We start from the raw sequence: 19,227 nt of genomic DNA, 5'->3' as shown, positions 1-19,227 counted from the left end.
CCGACGGGCCGGCCGTTCTCCCCGCTACGCGGGCGGGTGGATTCGCGCGCGCCGGGTGCACCGATCCCATCCGCCCGTTGAATAGCGGCCGATCGATTTCAGTAAAAACCGCATCCTGCGCACCCGCTCCCCGGACAGAATTGCCGGACGGCCGGCGTCGCCGGCCGGGCCCGCGCGCCGAATCGACACGCACGCCACAAAACCGCATCCCACCTATACCTTCGGATATCTTTTTCTCGCCATCGAGACGGTTATTATTTTCCCGGCGCATCGATTTTATGAAACAGTCCGCGCCGCACGAGAATTAAATATTTTTTCGCAGAACCATTAAATAACAACGGCCCCGCGACGACTCCGCCGCGGTTTTCCGCTGATGCGTCACCGCCTGCCGCATGCCCCGTCGTTCCCAAACGTCAGGCTGCACCGCCATTGCGCGCACGACCAGCCGGACATATTCAACCTTCTCCGAGGGAGCTTCAGATGAACCGCGTACGAAACAGTGGCATCGCCCATCCTGCGCCGTTTTTTTCCGATACCGAGGGCCTGGAACGAAAAAAAGAAATCGACCGCTATCTCGACAAGAAAATGGAGGAATGGCGACAAACGGTCCCGTTCGCGTCGCACATGAAGGAAAAGAACATTCACATGGCGTACTACCGCCGCACGCTTATCGAGCACGTCTGGCGTATTCGCCTTTCGCGAGTCAGTCAAGCGAAAGCAATATATAAAATTGCTGAAATCTCGCCGTCCGCCGCGCAGGACTATGCGCACTACCAGGCCGACGAGATGCTGCACGACAAGCTCTATATCCACGATTGCGAGGCGGCCGGGATCTCGATGGAGGAAATCCTCAACACCGAACCCTATCTGTCCACGCGTCTGTTCGAGGGCTTCTTTTACTACACGCTCGAGCACGAGCACCCGATGGCGCCGGTGGTCTCGAACTACCTGGTCGAGTACACGCAGCAGAAGCTCCAGCCCGACATCGTGAAGAACCTGAAGTCGTCGCTCGGGCACGACCTCATCAAGGGCCAGGAAGCGCACCTGACGGTCGATACGCGCGACGACCACTCGATGGAGATGTGGAAGATCCTCAACCAGCTGATCCTGAGCGAGGAGGACTACCAGGCCGTCTTCAAGTACATCGACGACATCCAGTCGATCCTCGCGCTGTTCTTCCGCGAAATCCACGAAGACATGGTCGTGAGGCAATCGGACAAGGCCGCGGCCTGATCCCCGCTCCCCGCTCGGGCGGCCGCGACCGCGGCCGCCTCCTGCCGGAACCCCCACCTTGCTCGTCTGGCGGCTGGCACGCACGCGTCCGCATGCGCGCCGCGCCGCCGATCTCGAATCCAGACAATGGAGATGGTATGTATCTGCGCATCGAACCACTGAGCGAACTCGGCCGCGACATGAAGGTGCCCGCGTCCAAGCCCGAGACGCAGCGGGCCATCCTCGCGGCGACCCTGGCCGACGGCACCTCGATCATCCACAACGATCTGCGCTGCCTCGAAACGGACACCATGAAACGCGCCTGCCGCCAGCTGGGCGCCACGATCGTGGAGGACGGCGACGCGCTGCGCATCGACGGCACGGGCGGCCGCTTCGGCGACGACATGCTCGTCGTGGACGCGAAAGGCTCGGGCCTCGTGTTCCGCACGATGATGGCGCTGAGCAGCATGCGCGGCGTGCCGACGATCCTGACGGGCGACGCCACCTTGCGCCGGCGCGTGATGACGCCGCTGTTCGATGCGTTGCATACGCTCGGCGCCAGCTTCTCGTATCTCGCCGACGAAACGAAGGCGCCCGTGATCAACTGGGGCCGCACGCTGCAAGGCGGCAGCGTCACGATTCCGGGCGAGATCAGCTCGCAGTTCATCACCGCGGTGCTGATGGCCGCGCCGCTCGCGAAGCAGCCGATCACGCTGCGCGTCACGCCGCCCGTGCTGTCGCAGTCGTACATCGCGCAAACGCTCGACACGCTGCGCATGGCCGGCATCCGCGCCGAGGCCGGCGCGGACTTCACGTCGTATCGCGTCGCGCCGGGTCGCTACACGCGCTTTCAGACCCGCATCAACGCCGACTTCACCTCGCTGTCCTACCTGCTGATGGCGTGCGCGATCTTCCCGGGCGCCTATCGCCTGCACGGCCTCGACCCGGAAACGCTGCAGGGCGAGCAGCTGTTCATCGACATCGTGCAGGCGCTCGGCGTGAAGATCGCCTACCTGCCGGAGCGCGTGATGAGCGTCGACAGCACGGGCATCGACTTCGACGGCCAGTTCGCGTTCGACGTCAGCAACGGGCCGAACATCATCCCGACGCTGGTGGCGCTGAGCCTGTTCGTCACGGGCCGCTTCGCGATCACGGGCGGGTCGGTCACGCGCTTTCACAAGTCGTCGCGCATCGAGGCGATGGTCGAGGAAGCGCGCAAGCTCGGCGCGGACATCACGATCACGCGCGCGCCGGGCGGCCATGTCGACGGCTTCGTGACCCGCGGCCGCGCCCGCTACGAGGGCGGCGTCACGCTGTCGAGCCACGGCGATCACCGCAACTTCATGTCGCTGTTCGTCGCGGCCCTGCGCTGCGACAAACCCTGCAACCTCGACGGATACGAGGACATCGTGTGCTCGTTCCCCGACTTCATCGAGCAGTTCACCCGGCTCGGCGTGCGCAGCGCCGCGACCGAACGCCACTACGCGGAAGCCAACGACGAGTAACCATGTCCCACACGCCCCTCTCTTCCCGCCCGCCCTTCCCCCGGGCCCACAAGCTCACGGAGGCTTTCTTGACACACCTATGCTACGAAGAATTGCACGACGTGAAGGGCGCGGCGCCGTTTGGCCGTTATGCCTCGGGAGAGATCGCCGTCGCGCTGGCGACGCCCCTGCCCGACACGGACAGCGAGCGCCCGCTGGCGGAGGATGCGCGGCAGGCCGCGCTGAAGCTGTCGAATCGCCAGTTGCAGATCCTCATCTGCATCATCGAGGGTTGCCAGAACAAAGTCATCGCGAACCGTCTCGGCATTGAAATCGCGACCGTCAAGATGCACGTCGGCGTGCTGTTCAAGAAGCTCGGCGTCTCGAACCGCACTTCGGCGGCCGTGCGCGGCATGGACCTGATGCGCGACGTCGCGCGCGCGCACTCGCTGGGCTGACGCAGGATCGGTCGACGCCATCCCCCTGCGATGCGCGCGGGACTCCGGTCCCGCGCGCATTTTTTTCTTCCGGCGTTCCGCCTCACGCGCTCGCGCCCGCGCCCGCCACCGCGGCGGCCACGGCGGGCATCACGCGTTCGTCGAAGATATCCGGCACGATCCGCGTCGGCCCGAGCGTGCGCGGATCGACGAGGCCCGCGATCGCATGGACGGCCGCCACCTTCATCGCATCGGTGAAGCGCCGCGCGCCGCTGTCGAGCACGCCCCGATACAGGCCCGGATAGGCGAGCCCGCCGTCGATCTGGTTCGGCAGATCGCTGCGTCCCGTCGCAACCAGCGCCCCGGTGCCCGCGAGCGCCGCGGGCAGGATCTCCGGATCCGGATTCGCGAGCGCGAACACGATCGGGTCGCGCGCCATCCGCCGCACGTCGTCGACGCTGATCACGCCGGGACCGGACACGCCGAGGAAGACATCCGCGCCGGCGATCACCTCGGCGAGCGAGCCGGTTTCCTGCCCGGCGTTGGTGTGCTGCGCGAACCAGGCCTTCGACGCGTTGAGATCGTCGCGCCCGCGATGCAGCGCGCCCGTCCGGTCGCAGGCGATCAGACGCCGCACCCCGAGCTTCAGGAACAGCTTCGCCGAGCCGGTGCCCGCCGCGCCCGCGCCGACCATCACCACCTTGATGTCCTCGATGCGCTTGTCCACCAGCTTCAACGCATTGAGCAGCGCGGCCCCCGCGGAAATCGCCGTGGCGTGCTGGTCGTCGTGCAGCACCGGAATGTCGAGCGCCGCCTGCAGGCGCGCCTCGATCTCGAAGCAGCGCGGCGCCGAGATGTCCTCGAGCATGATCGCGCCGAACGTCGGGGCGATGCGGCGCACCGTGTCGACGATGTCGTCGGGGTCGCTCGCGTCGAGACAGATCGGCACCGCGTCGAGATCGGCGAAGCGCCGGAAGATCAGCGACTTGCCCTCCATCACGGGCAGCGCCGCGAGCGGGCCCACGTTGCCGATGCCCGACACCGCCGAGCCGTCGGTCACGATCGCCACGGTGTGCTGGCGGATCGTGTAGCGCCAGACCAGTTCCGGGTCGCGGTGGATCGCCGCCGCGACGCGCGCGAACCCCGGGGTGTAGACGCGCGACAGGTCGTCGCGCGATTCGATGCGCACCTTGCTGACGATTCCCAGCTTGCCGCCGAGGTGGTCGGCGAAGGCGGGATGCGAAAGATCGTTCATCGTCGGATCCAAATGAGAGGAGTGGAAAAACAAAGAAAAAAGCGGCGGGCGGGCGCGGGGCCCGCCCGCCGCCCGCCGCCCGCCGCGCGCCGCTTCAGCGATAGGCGATGTGGAAGCACTGCTCCGATTCGGCCTCGATCGCGGCCACCGCGTCGGGCAAGGTGGCGCGCTCGACTTCCCACAGCGCGTCCATCACGCAGATCGCCCGGTCGGAATCGTCGAGCGTATCGCCGGCTTTCGCGTGCAGCTTGAGCACGGCGGGCTCGCGATCGGCCGCCGCATAGCGGATCGCCTCGATGGTCCTGCCGCGCGCGCCGTACTTGCTGACGAACACCGTCCCGCGTCGCGCGCTGCCGAGGCTCAGGTCGTGCAGCTGGCTGATCGAATCGACTTCGGCGTCGAGCGCCGCGCGCGCCTCGGGCGTGCGCGCGAGCAGGGTGCGCAGCCACAACGACAGCAGCGACACGCCGGTCGCGCGCTCGGTGCTCGCATGAATCAGGCTGCCGCCCATGCGCGGATTGACCTCGATGATTTCCCAGCGGCGCCGCGCCTGCCAGTACTTCATCTCGACGTGAAACGCCCCCTGCCGCAAGCCGAGCTGCGCAAGACACGCGCACACGAAATCCGCGCCCTCGCGCAGCGTGGCTTCCGGCAGCGACGTGGGCGGCGTGATCGACATGCTTTCGAGGGTCGTGCGCGCCTGGCGCTCGACGCGCGCCTTCTCGTGAATGCAGACGACGCGCGGCGTCTCGGCCGCGATGATCTCGTAGCTGAACTCCGGCCCGTCGACATATTCCTCGACGACGAAATCGTACTTGCCCATGAAGATCGCGGACAGCTTGCGATCGCTGACCATCTGCTGCTGCATGGCGACCAGGTCGTCGAGCGCATCCGCGTCTTCGAGGATGAAGCACGCGAACGACGCCGCGCCGCGCACGGGCTTCACGAACCAGCGGCTGGCCGGATCGAGCGCGCCGCGCCAGCGCGCGTCCCCGGCGGGAACCAGCATGCCGCGCACCTCGCTCAGGCCGGCCTCGCGCAGCGCGCTGCGGCAGCGATGCTTGTCCAGCGTCAGCGCGAGCGCGTCGACGGGCGCGTCCGGTGCGCCGAGCGCGGCATTGATTCCGGCCATGAACACGCGATAGCCCTCGAAGGTCGCGAGCGCGGCGACGATCTCGACGCCGCGCGCCTGCAGCGCGCGCACGCCCGCCTCGACGTCCGCCTGGGTCAGGTCGAAGCCGTCCGCCACCTCGTAGTCGTCCAGCAGCGTTTCGTTCTTGCGGAACACCTCGGGATCGCCCGGCCGCGAGCTGACGGCGACGAGCGCCAGCCCGCGCGCCGCGACGAACGCGCGCACCTCCTGCGTGAACGAGTTGCCCTGGTGCATGAGCAACAGCACCGCCTGCGTCATGACTGGGCCTCCTCGACCGAGGCGAACTCGGGCAGCGTCTTCTGATAGGCCACGAGCGCGTCGACCAGCACGCCCGCGCCCTCGCGGCACGGGTCCACGACGGGCAGCCCGGTCTCCTCGCTCAAGCGGCCGATCGCCTCGCGATACTCGGCGTCGTCAAAGCCCGCGCTGTTGACGCTGATCGCGACGACCTTGGCCGGACGCTCGAACACGGTCAGGGCTTCGTTCAGCTGGATCAGTTCCGGCAACGGCCGGATCGGGGTCTCCCAGACCTTGGTGCGCTCGAGGCCCAGCCGGTGGCAGAAGATCAGCGCGTGGGGCAGCCCGCCGTGCAGCAACGCGAGCGCGATACCACTCGCGCCGATGTGGTTGAGCGACCCCTGCCCTTCGAGCACCACCCATTCGTTGCCGGGCGCCGCCTCCATCACGACCTTCTCGGCCGCGCCGGCGACGAAGTCGCTCGGGATGCAGTCGACGACGACGCCCGTGCCCGAGATCAGCAGGCCGGTTTGCCCCGTCGCGCCGAAGCCCGTGCGAATGCCGCGCCGGCGTGCCTCGAGCACGACTTCGAGCGCGGTGGTCTTCTTGCCGATGTTCGAATCGCTGCCGCAGGTATGCGAGACGAACACGGGCAGATCGAGCACGCGTGCCTTGTTGAGTTCGAGCGGCACGGGTTCCTTGGTTTCCCAGATCGTGACGCCCGCCCGATCCGCGGCGGCGGCAAGCTCGGGATCCGAGCGCAGGCGGAAGTGGATGCAGTTGATCACATGCAGGCCGCCCGAGATGGCCCGCAGGATCGGGGCCTTCCAACCGGGGGGCAATTGGGCCGAATGGAGCCCCTTGCCGATCAGCATCACCTCGGGGCCGAACGCCATGGCCGTCTCGACATCCTTGACGATGGGAATATCGCCGCCGTAGCCGATCACGTCCTCGACGCGCTTGCCCGCCTGCGTGCTGTCGATCACCGCGAGGCAGTTCTCGCCGCGATAGCGCAGGAAGGAGGCGGCCACCTTGCTGGTGAACAGGCCGAAGCAGCCTTCGGCGAAAACGATGCATTTCTTGTCGAGCAGTTGCGCATGCGTGAGCGTTGCCATATTCGTTCTCCGTCTGGGTGGGAATCGTTGAGTCGGCGCGACGCGTCACGCCGCGCGGGTGGTGAGGACGTATTGCCTGCTGATCGCTTCGAGCGCGCGCGCGACCTGTCGGTCGTCGTCGCCCTCGACGAGAAAACGGCCGCCTTGCAGGTGCGTATAACCGCCGCGCGTATCGGCCAGCAGTTGCCCCTCGCTCGGAATCCATTCGCGGTAGAGCCCGGCGACCTGCCCGAGCAGCGACGTGGCGGACACCACCTGGCGCGGCAGCGGTCGGGGACGCGGCACCGTGATCCAGCCGCCGCTCGCCCGCCGCGCAATGGACGGCACCACCGGCCGCTCGTCGAGCAGCACGGCGACCCACTGCGCGAACAGGTTGACGCCGAACGCACGCTCGATCACGTACGGGACGTCGGCGCCCGGAACGCGCGCACCGACTTCGAGAAACACCAGTTCGCCGTCGCGATGGAACAGTTCCAGGTGGAACGCCGAGCGGCGCAGCCCGAGCGCGCGCAGGCAGAGATCGGCGAAAGCCTTGCTGTTGCGCGCGAGCGGCGAGTCGCCGAGGATGAACGAGCCGAGCGGCGTGCCCGACTCGAAGGCGAGGCAGTTCGAGATGTACTGGCTGACACAGGCGAAGGCGATCTCGCCGTTGTCGAGCACGATGCCGTCGACATGCAGGACGTCGCCCTCGATGAACTCCTCGATCTCGTGACCGGGCAGCGCGTGATCCGCGAGGAACGGCTCCAGCTCCGCCGCCGAGCCGATCTTGTATACGCCCTTGCTCGATGCGCCGCGCACCGGCTTCAGGATGAGCGGAAAGCCAAGCGCCTCGGCGTGCCGACGCACCTGTTGCGCTTCGCCGCACGCGAACCAGCGCGGCACGCGCAGGCCGGCCGCATCGAGCGCGGCCTTCATCTCGGTCTTGTCGCGAAAGCGGCTCACTTCCTCCGGCGTATGGCCCGCGATCGCGAAATCGCGCCGCAGCTGCGCGGCGGCATCGAGCAGGTATTCCGAGAACGCCAGCACCTGCGTGAACGGACCGTGGCGGGTCGCGAGCGCCTGCGCCGCGCGCCGAACCGCGTCGAGGTCGTCGAAATCGGCGACCCGCTGCAGTCGCCCGTCGATCGCTTCCGCATCGAGCCCGATGGCGCCTTCGTCGTCGCACAGATAGCTGACCGTGCAGGTGGACGGCAGGATCTCCCGATAGCGGCACAGCTCGTGATCCCATGCCGGGCCGATCTGCGCCTGCGGCCAGCGGTTCAGCACCAGCACGTGCGGTTTCATCGTATTCCTCCGCGTGGCGGGTGGCGATCAGGCCTGCGTGGCATAACCGCTCGACTGTTCGTGCAGCCCGTCCTTGCGCACATGCTCGCCCTGCTGCAGCGCGAACAGCGAGTTGAACGCTTTCTCCGTGATGGGCAGCGGAATCCGCCCGCCTTCCACCGTCGCATACATCTGCCGCTGGCCGCGCAGCAGGTAGGCGTCGGGTTCGTTGTGCGCGGCGTGGGGACCGAAGTAGATCGGCACGGAATCGGCCGCGCGATACGCGGGAATGAAGACGCGGCGATAGCGCTCGGAGTGGTTCGGATCCGACCGGTGCAGGACCTTGCAATGCAGGAACACGGCGGTGCCCGCGCGACCCGCGATCGCCACCTCCTCGTAGCCGTCGGGCAAGATGGCGGGATCGACCTTGCCGCGGAAATAGCCGTCGGTCGTGTGGTCGTACATCGCGGCCCGATGCGAGCCCGCGAGCACACGCAGGCAGCCGTTGCCTTCGTCGGCGTCGTCGAGGTAGATCAGGCACGCGACGAGCTTGGTATTGGTGTGCGGGTAGTACGAGAAATCCTGGTGCCATTCGACGGGCGAGCCGATCCTTGGTCCCTTCATGTTGAGCTTGCTGTGATGGAACACGATGTCGGGGCCGATCAACGATTCCATCGCATCGAGGACGCGCGGATCTTCGTGCACGCGCCGAAACACCGCGTGCCGCTTCGACGGCTGCCAGATCCGCCGGATGATGGCGGCATCGGCGGGTTCCAGTTCGGCGACGTCGCGCACGTTGGCCGCCGAATCGATGATGTGCGTCACGGCCGCATCCATTTCCGCCACGACGTCGACATCGAACAGATCGGGCACGACAAGGAAACCGGATTGCTGGAAGCGCGCGACGTCTTCCTTCGACAAGTGATGAGACATCTCTTCCCCTCTTGAGCTGGTACCGGATTCGCGCATGCAGAACGCGCGGGTAGTTGACGCGAATCCATGCTAGCGAGCGACGATGCCGCTGGGCAGATGGACGAAGGTATGTATCGCGGCGAGCGAGGCGGCGCTCAGGTTGACGTGTATGGGAGACGCAGCGGTGTTCGCGCTGTGCGCATCATGAGCGGGGACGCGTGCGCGAGGAGGTCGGCGATGCGTGCTGCGTGTCGTGCGCTTGCCGAGGCATCGACGGATGCGAGCGCGCTTGCTGCAATGCGTGATGCCTGACGTTTGAGTCTGGGCTGTGAGCAACCGGTGTCGATCGAGTGTCGGCGCAAATAGGTTCCCATGAACGGTAACCTTTCGAACTCGGGAAGCGAGAACGTCCCGGCCTCTTCCCATAACTGTCTACGTATGTCGTGGTTCAAGCGGGGTTCGCTTGCTTCGTGACGATTTCGATGGATCGCGGGATGCCGAACAGACGATCGACGAATGGGACGTTGCGTGTCTCGCTCGAGGAAATCAAGCTGCCGGTGATCGGAGGGTAGTGGTTTATGGGTCGGGTCTTTTTGACGGACACGCACGTGTGTTTACATCTTTATAAGGGCACGTTTACTTCTTTAACTACCTTTAGCCGGATCAAGGACTTGGCAGGCAAGGCTTTGCGAGGTGTTCGGTACCCATTTATGGGACCCTGGGTGGAAGGATGTGGGGTGTTGGGTCTGTGGATTTGGGAGATTGGGTAGCAAACCGTGGGGAAACAGGTCTGTGGATATGGGATAAACGTACCCGGTTATGGGATAGACGATGCCGCAAACCACAGGTACCCGGTTATGGGAGCCCTTGAGGGTAGCTGTTTATGGGAGCTTTTTCAGGGGGATGTTTATGGGGGCACAAACTCATGCCCACCTGAGGGTAGCCGCCTATGGGAGCTTTCCAGGGTGGATGTCTATGGGAGCGCGTAAATTTCCAATTCGGACGAGCGCCGGTGTGCTGTCCGCGAGCGTCTTGTGCACAGGTAGGGGTCAGTCGCAAGGTAACCTTTTATGGGAGTGTGAAAAGGTTCCTGTTTATGGGGAATCGAGTCCGTGCGGATTCGAGGCGGGGAGCACGAAAGGTAGCCGTTTATGAGTTCCTTTTCAGGTAGCCGTTTATGGGGCTTTTTTGAGAGACTGCTGCACGGCATCACAAAAATGATGCCCGACGAATGATTCGGCGGTTTCACCCCCATGAAAGGCTACCTTTCGGGGCGGTTCAGGGGAGCCGGAAAGGCCTGGAACGCCCAAAGGTAGCGGGTTTTGGGATGGCGCCTGGCCAAAAGGTAGAGGGTTATGGGGCATGGCATCCGAGGGGCCGGCAAAAAAACTTCTTTTCAGTCGACCAGTTAGCTCGGATTGTGCAAGTGGCGCGCGAGGATGGTCGTTGCCGCGGGCGGTGAAAAGGTATAAAGTCCGCTTTGAATAAGGTTACCTTGCCTGGATACTCCATGCCGCGAAAGCCCGCAAGCAAAGGCTCTGACAAACAGGTCTCGCTGTTTCAAACTCCTGAGCCTCCAGACTTGCTGCGCAAGGCGGTGCAGGCGATTCACATCGCGCCGAAGTCCGGCAAGATCGGCTTGCAGCAACGCAAGATGTTCAGCTCGCTGATCAAGAACGCGCTTCGCCAGGAAGCCTTCGAGCCCGGACGCACCAGCTTCTCGATCTCGATCGCGGCGCTCTCGCACGAGAGCGGGCTGAACAGCAACAACACCAAGTACGTGAAGGACACGGTGAATTCGCTGATCAGCACCGTCGTCAACTGGGACTATCTTGCCGCGGACCGTTCGACGGTCTGGAAGGCGTCCGGCCTGCTCGCCGGTGCGGAGCTGGAGCAATCGGTCCTCAAGTACAGCTTCTCCGACCAGATCCGCAGCGAACTGCTGAACCCGGAAATCTACGCGCTGATCGACATGCGTATCGCCCGCGAATTTCGGCGTTCGCATTCGCTCGCGCTGTGGGAAAACACGGTGCGCTACGAAGGCATCGGCATCACCGCGAAGATTCCGCTGCCGAAGTTTCGCGACCTGATCCTGGGCCAGGACAAGGCGTCGCAGTCGTACAAGGAATACAAGCTCTTCAAGAGCAAGGTCCTGGTGCCCTGCATCCAGGAAGTCAACGAGGTCTCCGACCATACGCTCGAACTGATCGAACACAAGTCCGGGCGCAGCGTCGAGGCCGTCCAGTTCAAGGTCCTGCGCAAGCCGAGCGCCGACACGGTGGAAGAAGGCGACGTCAAGAACGAGGCGCTGATCGACGAAGTGGCGAAGCTCGGCATTCCGCGCTCGGAGGCGCGCCGGCTGATCACGCAGTACGGCGTGCAGCGGATCAAGGCGGCGCTCGCCTATACGCTCAATCGCACGACGAAGAAAAATGCGGCGCCGCTCGACAATGTCGGGGCCTATTTCCGCAAGGCGCTTTCCCACGGCTACACGCTGGCCGAGGGGCAGGCGCCGGAAGCCGCGGCGCCCGCGAAGCAAAATGCACAGAGCAAGCAGGAGCAGATCCGCGACAAGTATCTCGCCGCCAAGATCGACGAGGCCGGCGCGTATTTCCGTGAACTCGAGATCGACGACCAGACCACGCTCATCGACCGCTACAACGAGACGGTCGTGGGATCGAAGGATTTGACGCTGTCGCCGAAGAAGAAGGCGAGCAAGCTGGCGCAGACGAGCTTCTTCCGCTGGCTCGCGCTCGATACCTGGGGCGAACCCACTTCCGACGACCTGCTGGAGTTCTTGCTGCGCAGCAGTCTTGCTGCCAGCTGAGCGCAAAAAGCCCGTGGCCCGCAGTTCGGTCTGCTCGCTCTCCGCAACCCTGCCTGCCCGATTCTAAAAAGCAAAACCCCACGCTCCGAAAAACGTGGGGTTTGTCAGCAGCCTGAGACCTCGCGATGCGAGGTCTTTTGTCATGGGCGCCGGGCGTTCAGCGTTCGCTGGTGACGCGTCCGGCGACGTAGGCGTCGATGACCGCCTTGAGCTGGTCGGCGAGCGCTTCCTGATCCGCGGCGGCCACGTCCTTCAACTGCAGGTCGAGGCGTCCGTCGGGATAGGTCTTCAATTGGCCGATGGCGCGCGCATCGATCGCGAAGTCATGACGGACGCTGTAGCGCGTGCGTCCCGCCTTCGGATTTCCTTCGTTCTGCGTACGGAGGAAATTCTCGAGATCGCGGACGGACTTCTTGCGCTCGATCACGGCGGACAGCAGGCGATCGGCGGTGGGCTCGCCGAGGCGCTCGAAGATCAGCTTCAGAAAGTAAGCCGCCTGCAGACCGATGCTGTCGTTCGCGGCAGCCATCCGCTCGAGGATCGGTGCGGGCAGCGCATTGAGCGACAAGGTCTTGCTGATCGAGGCCTTGTCCTTGCCGATCTTCTCCGCGAGCGTGTTCTGATCCGGGAAGACCTTTTCGTCGAGCAGGCGCTTCCAGGCCACTGCGTCGTCGAAGATCGTCTGGCGTTCGTGATCGTGGTTGGCGCGGTAGGCGATCGTGTAGAGCTGTTCCGGTGTGTGGTCCGAGCGGAACGTGGCGTTGATGTATTCGTCGCCGTTGATGCTCGTGGCGCGCAGGCGGCGCTGGCCGTCGATCACGACGAGCTTGCCCGGGAATTCCGGCAGCCGGGTCACCTTGATCGGCTCGATCTGCCCTTCCCGCTTCAGCGTGAGCGCCAGCTCGTGCAGGCTCGCCTCGGAATAGAAGACGCGCGGATTGAACGGATTCGGGATGCAGTCCTTCAGCGCCACGCGCTGCGGCGCGTCGAGATCCGACGGGGCCGTGCCGGGCTCAACCGGCTGAGGCGCAGGCGCGGCCGGCATGTGGACGACGGGGCGCTGCGCCGGTGCGTCGGGCAGGCGGGTTGCCAGCGCGGCGTTTTCCTGCGCCAGGCCGCGCAACAGGCCGGCTGCCAGATGGAGGTTGCCGGTAGGCTTCTTGTCTTTCGAGGCGTCCTTAGCCATGAGCTGCTCCGGTTGCGCGCGTGGAGGCGATGTACTGGGCCATTTCGGTGACCAGTTTTTCGATTTCTGCGCGGGCTTCCTTGAGCCCTTTCATGTATCGGTTGTGATGATGGATGGTCGTGCCGAGTGCGAAGGTTTGCCGATAGACCTCCCGCTGCGCGATCTGGCTTTCGAGCAGATGCTCCCCTATTTCCTCTGCCCTAAGAATTTTTAGAATTTCTTCGCGCATTTTTGTTTTTCCATTGACGCTATTGAGCATCAGTGCGGAGGACAGCTGAGGATTGCGGACGGCGCGCATCGATTCGATCATCCGGATCATCGCGACGGTGCTGTAGAGATCCGCTGGCGATGGCGAGAGCGGCACCAGGCAGAAGTCGGCGACTTCGAGCACGGAGGCAATACGGGGATCTTCGAGGTTGCCCGGGCAGTCGACGACGATGACGTCGAAGTGGGCATCCTGCTTCTTGATTTCCGCGCCGATGCCTCGGCCGGCCGGGGCCAGGGAGAGGACGGTCATCGGCAAGGTGTTCTCGCCGCTGGTGACCCAGCGCACGGAGGTGCCCTGGGGGTCGGCGTCGATCAGGGCGACTTTGTTGCCGCCGGCTTCGAACGCGGCGGCGATATTGACCGAGAGGGTTGTCTTGCCCGTCCCGCCTTTCTGGTTGCTCACGGCGATCTTGAATGCCATTAAATTCCCCAATGAGTTTTGCATAATATATTCAATTGCTAGAGAAAAGTCCAACAGAATGGTGTTTTATAGGAATAGCCGTATGGCAGTGTTGTCACGTGACAAACGGATGTGCGATGGGCGGCACGGCGGAGACATTCGTCGTGCGTTGGATAGCTCGACTAAAGCATGTTTATCTTCGCGAGCGAATCTTGAGTCGTGCGATGAGACTAGATTGAACTTGGATTGCCCCTATCGAGATTTCCCTTTCATCTGATCAACGTTCCGCTCACGTCTGGGCAGATGCAAGTGGTTTTTAGCAAGCTTGCGTGTGCGTGGTTGGGTTGTCACGTAACAACCCAACATTGAGATGCTTCGGAGGACGGGAACTCGGCTGAACTCAGCTTGTGTTTTTTATTCTTTCGACTTGGCTGGCGTTAGCCGCGGGTTGTTACGTGACAACCGTGCTGCGGCGATGGCGCATGGGCGCTGGAACGGCGAGCGGATTGAAGGCGTTTAAGTGAGCAGCATTTTTTGGCGATGGTGTCATCGATCGTCAATCAGGAGATGCGAGGCGATCGGTATTGGCATGCAGCGTCCAAGTATCGTGGCTCGTCGTGGAGATTAGTTCGTTATTCGGCTAGATGAACGGTGACCGACTGTAATGCGGGAGGGCGAAACGGCTCGGTGGATTGCGGAGATGTGAGGGGTTGATGATGCGGCCCTTATTATTGTTGACGCCGATGGCGTGCAATGGGCGGTGTCGCTGTCCGGAGCGTTTTGTTCGGAAACATTCGAAGGCGCTTCGATTGGCGATGCCCCAGTCCACACGCAGGCGATTTCGCGGCTGATGAAGAGGAATGTGCGTGGCCGAGGCATTTTCGTGAAACATTCTCGGAAGAATGGAGTGGGCGCATAAAGCCTTGCTGGAGGGGGTTTGGGGAGGGAGTCGAAGGGATTGTTTCACGCTGACAGCCTGTCACGCAGGTAAAAATGGGGGCGTATATGAAACCGTTGCCCAGCCAGGCGGGCGGAGCGCTACAAAAGTGCCGAACGTCTTGATTGATACGTATATCGTAATGTTCAAAACAAATCGGTGAGCAAATCCCTCCGCGCAGGCGCGTGTCAATTGATCCGGTTGTCACGTGACAACCGCGCCTCGCTACGGAGACGGTCTTGCCGAGATCGATTCGCGAGACGGCTGGGTATCCATTTGATGTCACAAGAGATCAGTGCCTCGGTGTGGCGAATTCCCGAACTGCCGGCTGCACCTGTGATTGGCCTGAGTTGGGTCGTCATATCCCACGCGAGACGCCATGCCCGCCGCGCCTCGTCCACTCGACAGCATCAGGTAACATGCTTCCTTCAGTCGATCCACTTCTGGCATTGCCGCAGGCTCATGCCGGTAAGCCGACGAAGATGCGGATGGAAAGGCGACCTGCTCATCCGCATCGGCTCGGCCAAGTCATCGACCTGCAACCCTCGATGTAATAAGCGCGGAGCCGGCCGATCGCACGGGCGGTGTGGTTCTTTGCGTGTCGACCATTCGATTTTCCGGAGTCGCTTGGCGACATCGGCAGTGGCACCGTGACGGCGCAAGGCGATTCGCAACTAGCCAGGATCTGACGCCGGACAATGATTGGCCGACGTCCCCGGTTATCTCCGATTAATCCTTCACTTCCGATGTTTCCGGACGATGGTGCTCAGGCCATAATCGCCGAACCAGATCTCGCGACGCCCCGTAGGTAAAACAACTATCGATCTTGAGCGGTTTGCCGCTTCCATCCTGCGCATGGATGGCGCGAGTGCGCAGCAATACCGTGGTTTGAATGGCGGTGCTCGCGAGTGGGCCGAGTAACTCCTTCAAATGCGTGCAGGTATCGCAATTCGGCAGCCGCTTGCGAATCTCGCTGTTCCAGCCCGCGCCGATGCGCAAGCCGACAAGCGCCTGCAGGGTGGCTCCCCCTCCCGGGCATTGCGCATAGGGATGGGCATGGACGAAGGTGTCAACGGCACGCACGATCATGGTTGCCGGATCGAATACCAGCGAAACGCCGAGATCGTGGACCGCCGTCTGAGCGGGAATCTCCCGATCGCCGCCGGGCGGTACGAAGTCATGGGTTTTCCGGTCGATCAGATGCGCACGTACTTCGTACAGACCATCGCTGCGTCGATAGCCTTGAAGATCGATCTGGCGGTGATGCAGCGGTTCGCGCTCGACGTCGCCCTGTGGGTTCGGAAGCGGGGTACTCATCGCGTTACTCCATTGGATCGAGCAAGTTCATCGATTGTCTCGGTCGGGCATGACGTCCGAGATTGCGGCTTTCGATCCGGGCCAAACACGAGCGAACGTCACCCCGTGCTGCGAGCTCACCATCACGTCGTCCACGACAATGAGCAAAGCCGGGAGCAGCGGCAGCGTCACCCCTAAATCCGCATCATGATCCAATCAACGCAGATCAACGTAATTCAGCGCCTGGGGTGTGATACCCGGAAAACCGATTAGGTTTATCTTTAATTGCAACGCATTCAATCAATACAAGGCAAGTTTCCTGTGGCGATTGTTCCGTACTTTAAAAGCCACGCGCCATGCCTGCCCGATGGAACGGGGCGCAGGAAGTAGGTCGTCGCTATCCGTAAACGGACTCAAGGTGCGCGCAGCCGGCAAGTTCGGTCGATCACCACCGGACGCCTGTCACTTCATCCCCTTTCACGTCGTGCGCGCATGATTGCGCGAGCGCCTTGCGCACACGCCGATGATAAAATCCCGCAGCCGAAAATAGAGTGGCAGGTTGGTACCTCCTGCACCCATGACGGGGTTCTATGTGCCACGGCGTCGACCTTGCTTTGACCAGGTGAGGGGGCGCATCGTGACCGCGTTGCCGCTGACCCTCCATACCGAGGTCTGTCAATGCGCAGCAACGCGAACGAGCCGTCCTTCAAGACCGGCGCGGTATTCCGTGACTTGAGCTTGTGCCGGGAAGAGCTGGCCGCTCTGCTTAGAGACGGCGGCGAAGCGCCGACCTTCGATCATTGCACCTTCGACGACCAGGATCTCTCCAGCCTGGATTTTCACGCAGTCCGCTTCAGCCACTGCTCCTTCACCCATACGCTTCTCGAACGCTGCGGCCTGGCCGGCAGCCGCTGGCTTGCCTGCATGGGCGCCAGGGCAAAATTCCGCTACGCGGATTTGACGGACGCCCGTTTTTGCCGCGGCGACCTGAACAATACCGATTGGACCGGCGCGCAGCTCGCGTCGGCCATTTTCACCGAAGTGAAGCTGACGGGTGCGCGTCTCGTCGGCGCGTGGACATTGGGGCTCGGCATCCATGATTCGCTGCTCGTCGCGGCGGATCTGCGCGGCATGCCGTTTCGCAAGCAGACGCCCGAGGCGTTGAATTTCTCCGGTGCGGACCTGTCGGAATGCGATTTTCGCGATGGCGTGTTCGAAGGGGGCAGCCTGCGGAATGCACGCCTGCGTGACAGCCGGTTTGACGGCGCGGACCTGAGATCCGTAGATCTGAGCGGGCTGAGGCTGGCCGATGTGTCGAAGCACCTGAAAGGGACGATTCTGTCCGTCGACCAAGCCGTCGCGCTGGTGGGCGATTGCGGCGTGAGGGTCATGTAACTTGGCCGCGGCATGCGCCAGGCGAGGGATTCCAAGCAAGTTCGGCGAAGTGTCGGCTGCCGGGCTGCATGTCGTTCCGGCTTACCGTCTCGGTGCGGGTTTCCGAGCGACCGTTATTCCATCCGGCATGCGATCGATGAATCAGTAATCCGAAGCAATTATTTCACCCGGGCAGCAAGGCGGGCTTTCGACGGCTCGCTTTGCTTGCCCGCATCATGCTGAAGTTGCCCGCTCCGGCCAGACGAAGAGCGGCCGGGGGGCGCATCCGACGCGTTCCCTCCACAAGGATTTCACCGAGGGGGCCCGCGTGCTGATCCCCGGGATCGGATATCCATGCCGTCGCACCAGCAAACACGCCGCCTCCCGTGGCCCTTCAACCGTCGAAGGGCCACGACCGTCACGTCACGACGTTTACTGCGCCGCGCCCTTGAGCAACAGCCGCGCGCGAGCCGAGGGCGTCGGGCAAGCGTTGCAACCGCATGCCGACGTCCCGGCCGGCGCGGCGGGCGGTTGATTGGTCCACTGGCCGTTCCATCCGCCCTGCGCCGCGCAAACCGTCGGGCAAACCGCCTGCGCGCTCCGATAGTTGGGGATGGACTGCGCGGTATCGATGTCGCAGCCGCATGCGTAGCTGGATTGCGCCTGTTGCTGAATCGCCGGGCTCATCGACGCAAGCCAGTTGCGGGCCTGCGCGTCGAGCTTGAACATCACCGGCTCGCTCGCATCGAGCAGCGCGTTCATCTTGCCGTAGAGCGGATAGCGGCGCGCCAGCGTCGCGAGGACGCTGCGGCGCGCGGCGAACAGATACTGCGGCACGGCGCTGGCGTCGGGGCCGATGCTGGCCAGCATCGTCGACGAGGCGGCGATCACGTTGGCCAGCTGCACGGCCAGCGTGCGCGTGCCGCGCAGGTTCGTCGACGTGTTGACGCCGATGACATCCGCATAGAACAGCGGCGGCTGGTCGCGGTCGGACAAGGGCATGAACTTGAAGTCGATATTCTGCCGAGCCTGCTCGCTCATCGCCGACATCGACTCCGAGTAGGCGATCACGGCGCGCCCCTCGCCGTCGCTGAACCAGACGGACCGGTCGTATTGGCCGGGCAGGCTCGTCGTCGCGTTCTTGAAACTGGCCATCGCGAGCAGCGCGCGCATGTTCGCGATGGCGTCGTGATTCAGGTCGCCCGGGCTCCAGGGCAGCGGCAGCGGATATGCGCCGTTCTGGCTGTGCACCGCGTCGAGATAGAGCGCGCTGTTGGTGGTGCGCCCCGACATGTCGACCATCAGCCCGCGCTTGTCCGGCGGCACCGTGCTCGTGTACGTGCATTGCTGCAATGCCGAGTGCACCTGCGTGAGCGTCTTGGCGGCGGCCAGCGCCGCGTCGTCCTTCCGGTAGAACAGCATGTTCGCGCAGCCCAGTTGCGGGAGGCTGTAGTAGCGGTCCCCGACCTTCACGCCGTTGATCGCGTAGGGCACGTAGTCGTCGATGTTCTGGACCTCCGCGGCCGCGAGCGGCTCCAGCCAGTTCCGGCTCCGGAAGTAGTCGAAGAAGATCGCGTCGTAGACGTAGACATCGGCGTTCGCGGGCGGGTCGTTCGTGTAGCCGCCGTCCCAGTCATCCGGACTGACGAATTGCAGCGCGACGCCGGGCTGCACTTTCTTCCATTCCGTCTCGATCGCCTTCTGGAACTGGGCGACGCGCGGGACCCACGGGTACAGTGCGACCGTCAAGGATTGAGGCGCGGCGGCGTCGGCGAACGCCTGCGGCAGGGTGACGAGCCAGCATCCGAGCAGCAGCATGACGCGGCATAGCAATCGATACATGATGAATTTCCTTGGTTGATGTGCCGTGGG

General features: G+C 63.6%; 14 protein-coding genes. 5 read left to right on the top strand and 9 right to left on the bottom strand.

The genetic code is table 11. From position 1 onward, the window contains the following. The first annotated feature begins 480 nt into the window (after positions 1-480). The 3 genes from Bsp3421_RS02645 (at position 481) to Bsp3421_RS02635 (ending at position 3,154) form a co-directional block, all read left to right on the top strand. On the top strand, positions 481-1,233 hold the full coding sequence (locus Bsp3421_RS02645) for an iron-containing redox enzyme family protein (protein WP_273995260.1): 753 nt from the start codon (positions 481-483) through the stop codon (positions 1,231-1,233). Positions 1,234-1,370: 137 nt separating this feature from the next. After that, a complete protein-coding gene (locus Bsp3421_RS02640) occupies positions 1,371-2,717 on the top strand; it encodes a 3-phosphoshikimate 1-carboxyvinyltransferase (protein ID WP_273995259.1) in 1,347 nt (448 codons plus the stop codon). A 2-nt stretch (positions 2,718-2,719) separates the two neighbouring features. Continuing rightward, entirely contained in the window at positions 2,720-3,154 is a 435-nt protein-coding gene (locus Bsp3421_RS02635; RefSeq protein ID WP_273995258.1) for a response regulator transcription factor, read from the top strand. Between the two features lie 82 nt (positions 3,155-3,236). Here Bsp3421_RS02635 and Bsp3421_RS02630 read toward each other — a convergent pair whose 3' ends face one another. The 5 genes from Bsp3421_RS02630 to Bsp3421_RS02610 form a co-directional block, all read right to left on the bottom strand. Then, positions 3,237-4,388 (bottom strand): NAD(P)-dependent malic enzyme, encoded by a 1,152-nt coding sequence (locus Bsp3421_RS02630; protein ID WP_273995257.1) that lies wholly within the window; start codon positions 4,386-4,388, stop codon positions 3,237-3,239. A 94-nt stretch (positions 4,389-4,482) separates the two neighbouring features. Then, complete coding sequence (locus Bsp3421_RS02625) at positions 4,483-5,799, bottom strand: ATP-grasp domain-containing protein (protein WP_273995256.1); 1,317 nt, start codon at positions 5,797-5,799, stop codon at positions 4,483-4,485. Beyond that, entirely contained in the window at positions 5,796-6,893 is a 1,098-nt protein-coding gene (locus Bsp3421_RS02620) for a DUF1611 domain-containing protein (RefSeq protein WP_273995255.1), read from the bottom strand. The genes Bsp3421_RS02625 and Bsp3421_RS02620 overlap by 4 nt, the downstream gene beginning before the upstream one ends. Before the next feature lie 45 nt (positions 6,894-6,938). Beyond that, entirely contained in the window at positions 6,939-8,177 is a 1,239-nt protein-coding gene (locus Bsp3421_RS02615; RefSeq protein WP_273995254.1) for an ATP-grasp domain-containing protein, read from the bottom strand. A gap of 27 nt (positions 8,178-8,204) precedes the next feature. Further along, complete coding sequence (locus Bsp3421_RS02610; protein ID WP_273995252.1) at positions 8,205-9,089, bottom strand: phytanoyl-CoA dioxygenase family protein; 885 nt, start codon at positions 9,087-9,089, stop codon at positions 8,205-8,207. A gap of 1,489 nt (positions 9,090-10,578) precedes the next feature. On the opposite strand from Bsp3421_RS02610, the gene Bsp3421_RS02605 reads away from it, so the two are divergent. Then, positions 10,579-11,895: a replication initiation protein gene (locus tag Bsp3421_RS02605; RefSeq protein WP_273995250.1), complete on the top strand. Its 1,317-nt coding sequence runs from the start codon at positions 10,579-10,581 to the stop codon at positions 11,893-11,895. Between the two features lie 157 nt (positions 11,896-12,052). Here Bsp3421_RS02605 and Bsp3421_RS02600 read toward each other — a convergent pair whose 3' ends face one another. The 3 genes from Bsp3421_RS02600 to Bsp3421_RS02590 form a co-directional block, all read right to left on the bottom strand. Then, positions 12,053-13,081, bottom strand: coding sequence for a ParB/RepB/Spo0J family partition protein (locus Bsp3421_RS02600; protein WP_273995249.1), 1,029 nt, complete (start codon positions 13,079-13,081; stop codon positions 12,053-12,055). Next, complete coding sequence (locus tag Bsp3421_RS02595; protein WP_273995248.1) at positions 13,074-13,769, bottom strand: ParA family protein; 696 nt, start codon at positions 13,767-13,769, stop codon at positions 13,074-13,076. The genes Bsp3421_RS02600 and Bsp3421_RS02595 overlap by 8 nt, the downstream gene beginning before the upstream one ends. 1,645 nt (positions 13,770-15,414) lie before the next feature. After that, positions 15,415-16,002 (bottom strand): DUF2889 domain-containing protein, encoded by a 588-nt coding sequence (locus Bsp3421_RS02590; protein ID WP_273995247.1) that lies wholly within the window; start codon positions 16,000-16,002, stop codon positions 15,415-15,417. Positions 16,003-16,659: 657 nt separating this feature from the next. On the opposite strand from Bsp3421_RS02590, the gene Bsp3421_RS02585 reads away from it, so the two are divergent. After that, the gene (locus tag Bsp3421_RS02585) at positions 16,660-17,376 is read left to right on the top strand and encodes a pentapeptide repeat-containing protein (protein ID WP_273995246.1); all 717 of its coding nucleotides are present in this window, start codon (positions 16,660-16,662) and stop codon (positions 17,374-17,376) included. 411 nt (positions 17,377-17,787) lie between these two features. On the opposite strand, the gene bcmE is transcribed toward Bsp3421_RS02585, so the two are convergent. Beyond that, the gene (gene bcmE, locus Bsp3421_RS02580) at positions 17,788-19,197 is read right to left on the bottom strand and encodes a thiamine pyridinylase (RefSeq protein ID WP_273995245.1); all 1,410 of its coding nucleotides are present in this window, start codon (positions 19,195-19,197) and stop codon (positions 17,788-17,790) included. Between the last annotated feature and the right edge of the window lie 30 nt (positions 19,198-19,227).

Origin of the sequence: Burkholderia sp. FERM BP-3421, from assembly GCF_028657905.1 — a bacterium.
Classification (GTDB): domain Bacteria; phylum Pseudomonadota; class Gammaproteobacteria; order Burkholderiales; family Burkholderiaceae; genus Burkholderia.
The sequence above is the reverse complement of the archived record's forward strand: the minus strand, read 5'-3'. Positions and strand labels throughout refer to the sequence as shown.

What these genes read in the sequence shown, in the direction of transcription:
- Bsp3421_RS02645 (WP_273995260.1), top strand. Translation starts at nt 481, where the DNA reads ATGAACCGCGTACGAAACAGTGGCATCGCCCATCCTGCGCCGTTTTTT.
- Bsp3421_RS02640 (WP_273995259.1), top strand. Translation starts at nt 1,371, where the DNA reads ATGTATCTGCGCATCGAACCACTGAGCGAACTCGGCCGCGACATGAAG.
- Bsp3421_RS02635 (WP_273995258.1), top strand. Translation starts at nt 2,720, where the DNA reads ATGTCCCACACGCCCCTCTCTTCCCGCCCGCCCTTCCCCCGGGCCCAC.
- Bsp3421_RS02630 (WP_273995257.1), bottom strand. Translation starts at nt 4,388, where the DNA reads ATGAACGATCTTTCGCATCCCGCCTTCGCCGACCACCTCGGCGGCAAG.
- Bsp3421_RS02625 (WP_273995256.1), bottom strand. Translation starts at nt 5,799, where the DNA reads ATGACGCAGGCGGTGCTGTTGCTCATGCACCAGGGCAACTCGTTCACG.
- Bsp3421_RS02620 (WP_273995255.1), bottom strand. Translation starts at nt 6,893, where the DNA reads ATGGCAACGCTCACGCATGCGCAACTGCTCGACAAGAAATGCATCGTT.
- Bsp3421_RS02615 (WP_273995254.1), bottom strand. Translation starts at nt 8,177, where the DNA reads ATGAAACCGCACGTGCTGGTGCTGAACCGCTGGCCGCAGGCGCAGATC.
- Bsp3421_RS02610 (WP_273995252.1), bottom strand. Translation starts at nt 9,089, where the DNA reads ATGTCTCATCACTTGTCGAAGGAAGACGTCGCGCGCTTCCAGCAATCC.
- Bsp3421_RS02605 (WP_273995250.1), top strand. Translation starts at nt 10,579, where the DNA reads ATGCCGCGAAAGCCCGCAAGCAAAGGCTCTGACAAACAGGTCTCGCTG.
- Bsp3421_RS02600 (WP_273995249.1), bottom strand. Translation starts at nt 13,081, where the DNA reads ATGGCTAAGGACGCCTCGAAAGACAAGAAGCCTACCGGCAACCTCCAT.
- Bsp3421_RS02595 (WP_273995248.1), bottom strand. Translation starts at nt 13,769, where the DNA reads ATGGCATTCAAGATCGCCGTGAGCAACCAGAAAGGCGGGACGGGCAAG.
- Bsp3421_RS02590 (WP_273995247.1), bottom strand. Translation starts at nt 16,002, where the DNA reads ATGAGTACCCCGCTTCCGAACCCACAGGGCGACGTCGAGCGCGAACCG.
- Bsp3421_RS02585 (WP_273995246.1), top strand. Translation starts at nt 16,660, where the DNA reads ATGCGCAGCAACGCGAACGAGCCGTCCTTCAAGACCGGCGCGGTATTC.
- bcmE (WP_273995245.1), bottom strand. Translation starts at nt 19,197, where the DNA reads ATGTATCGATTGCTATGCCGCGTCATGCTGCTGCTCGGATGCTGGCTC.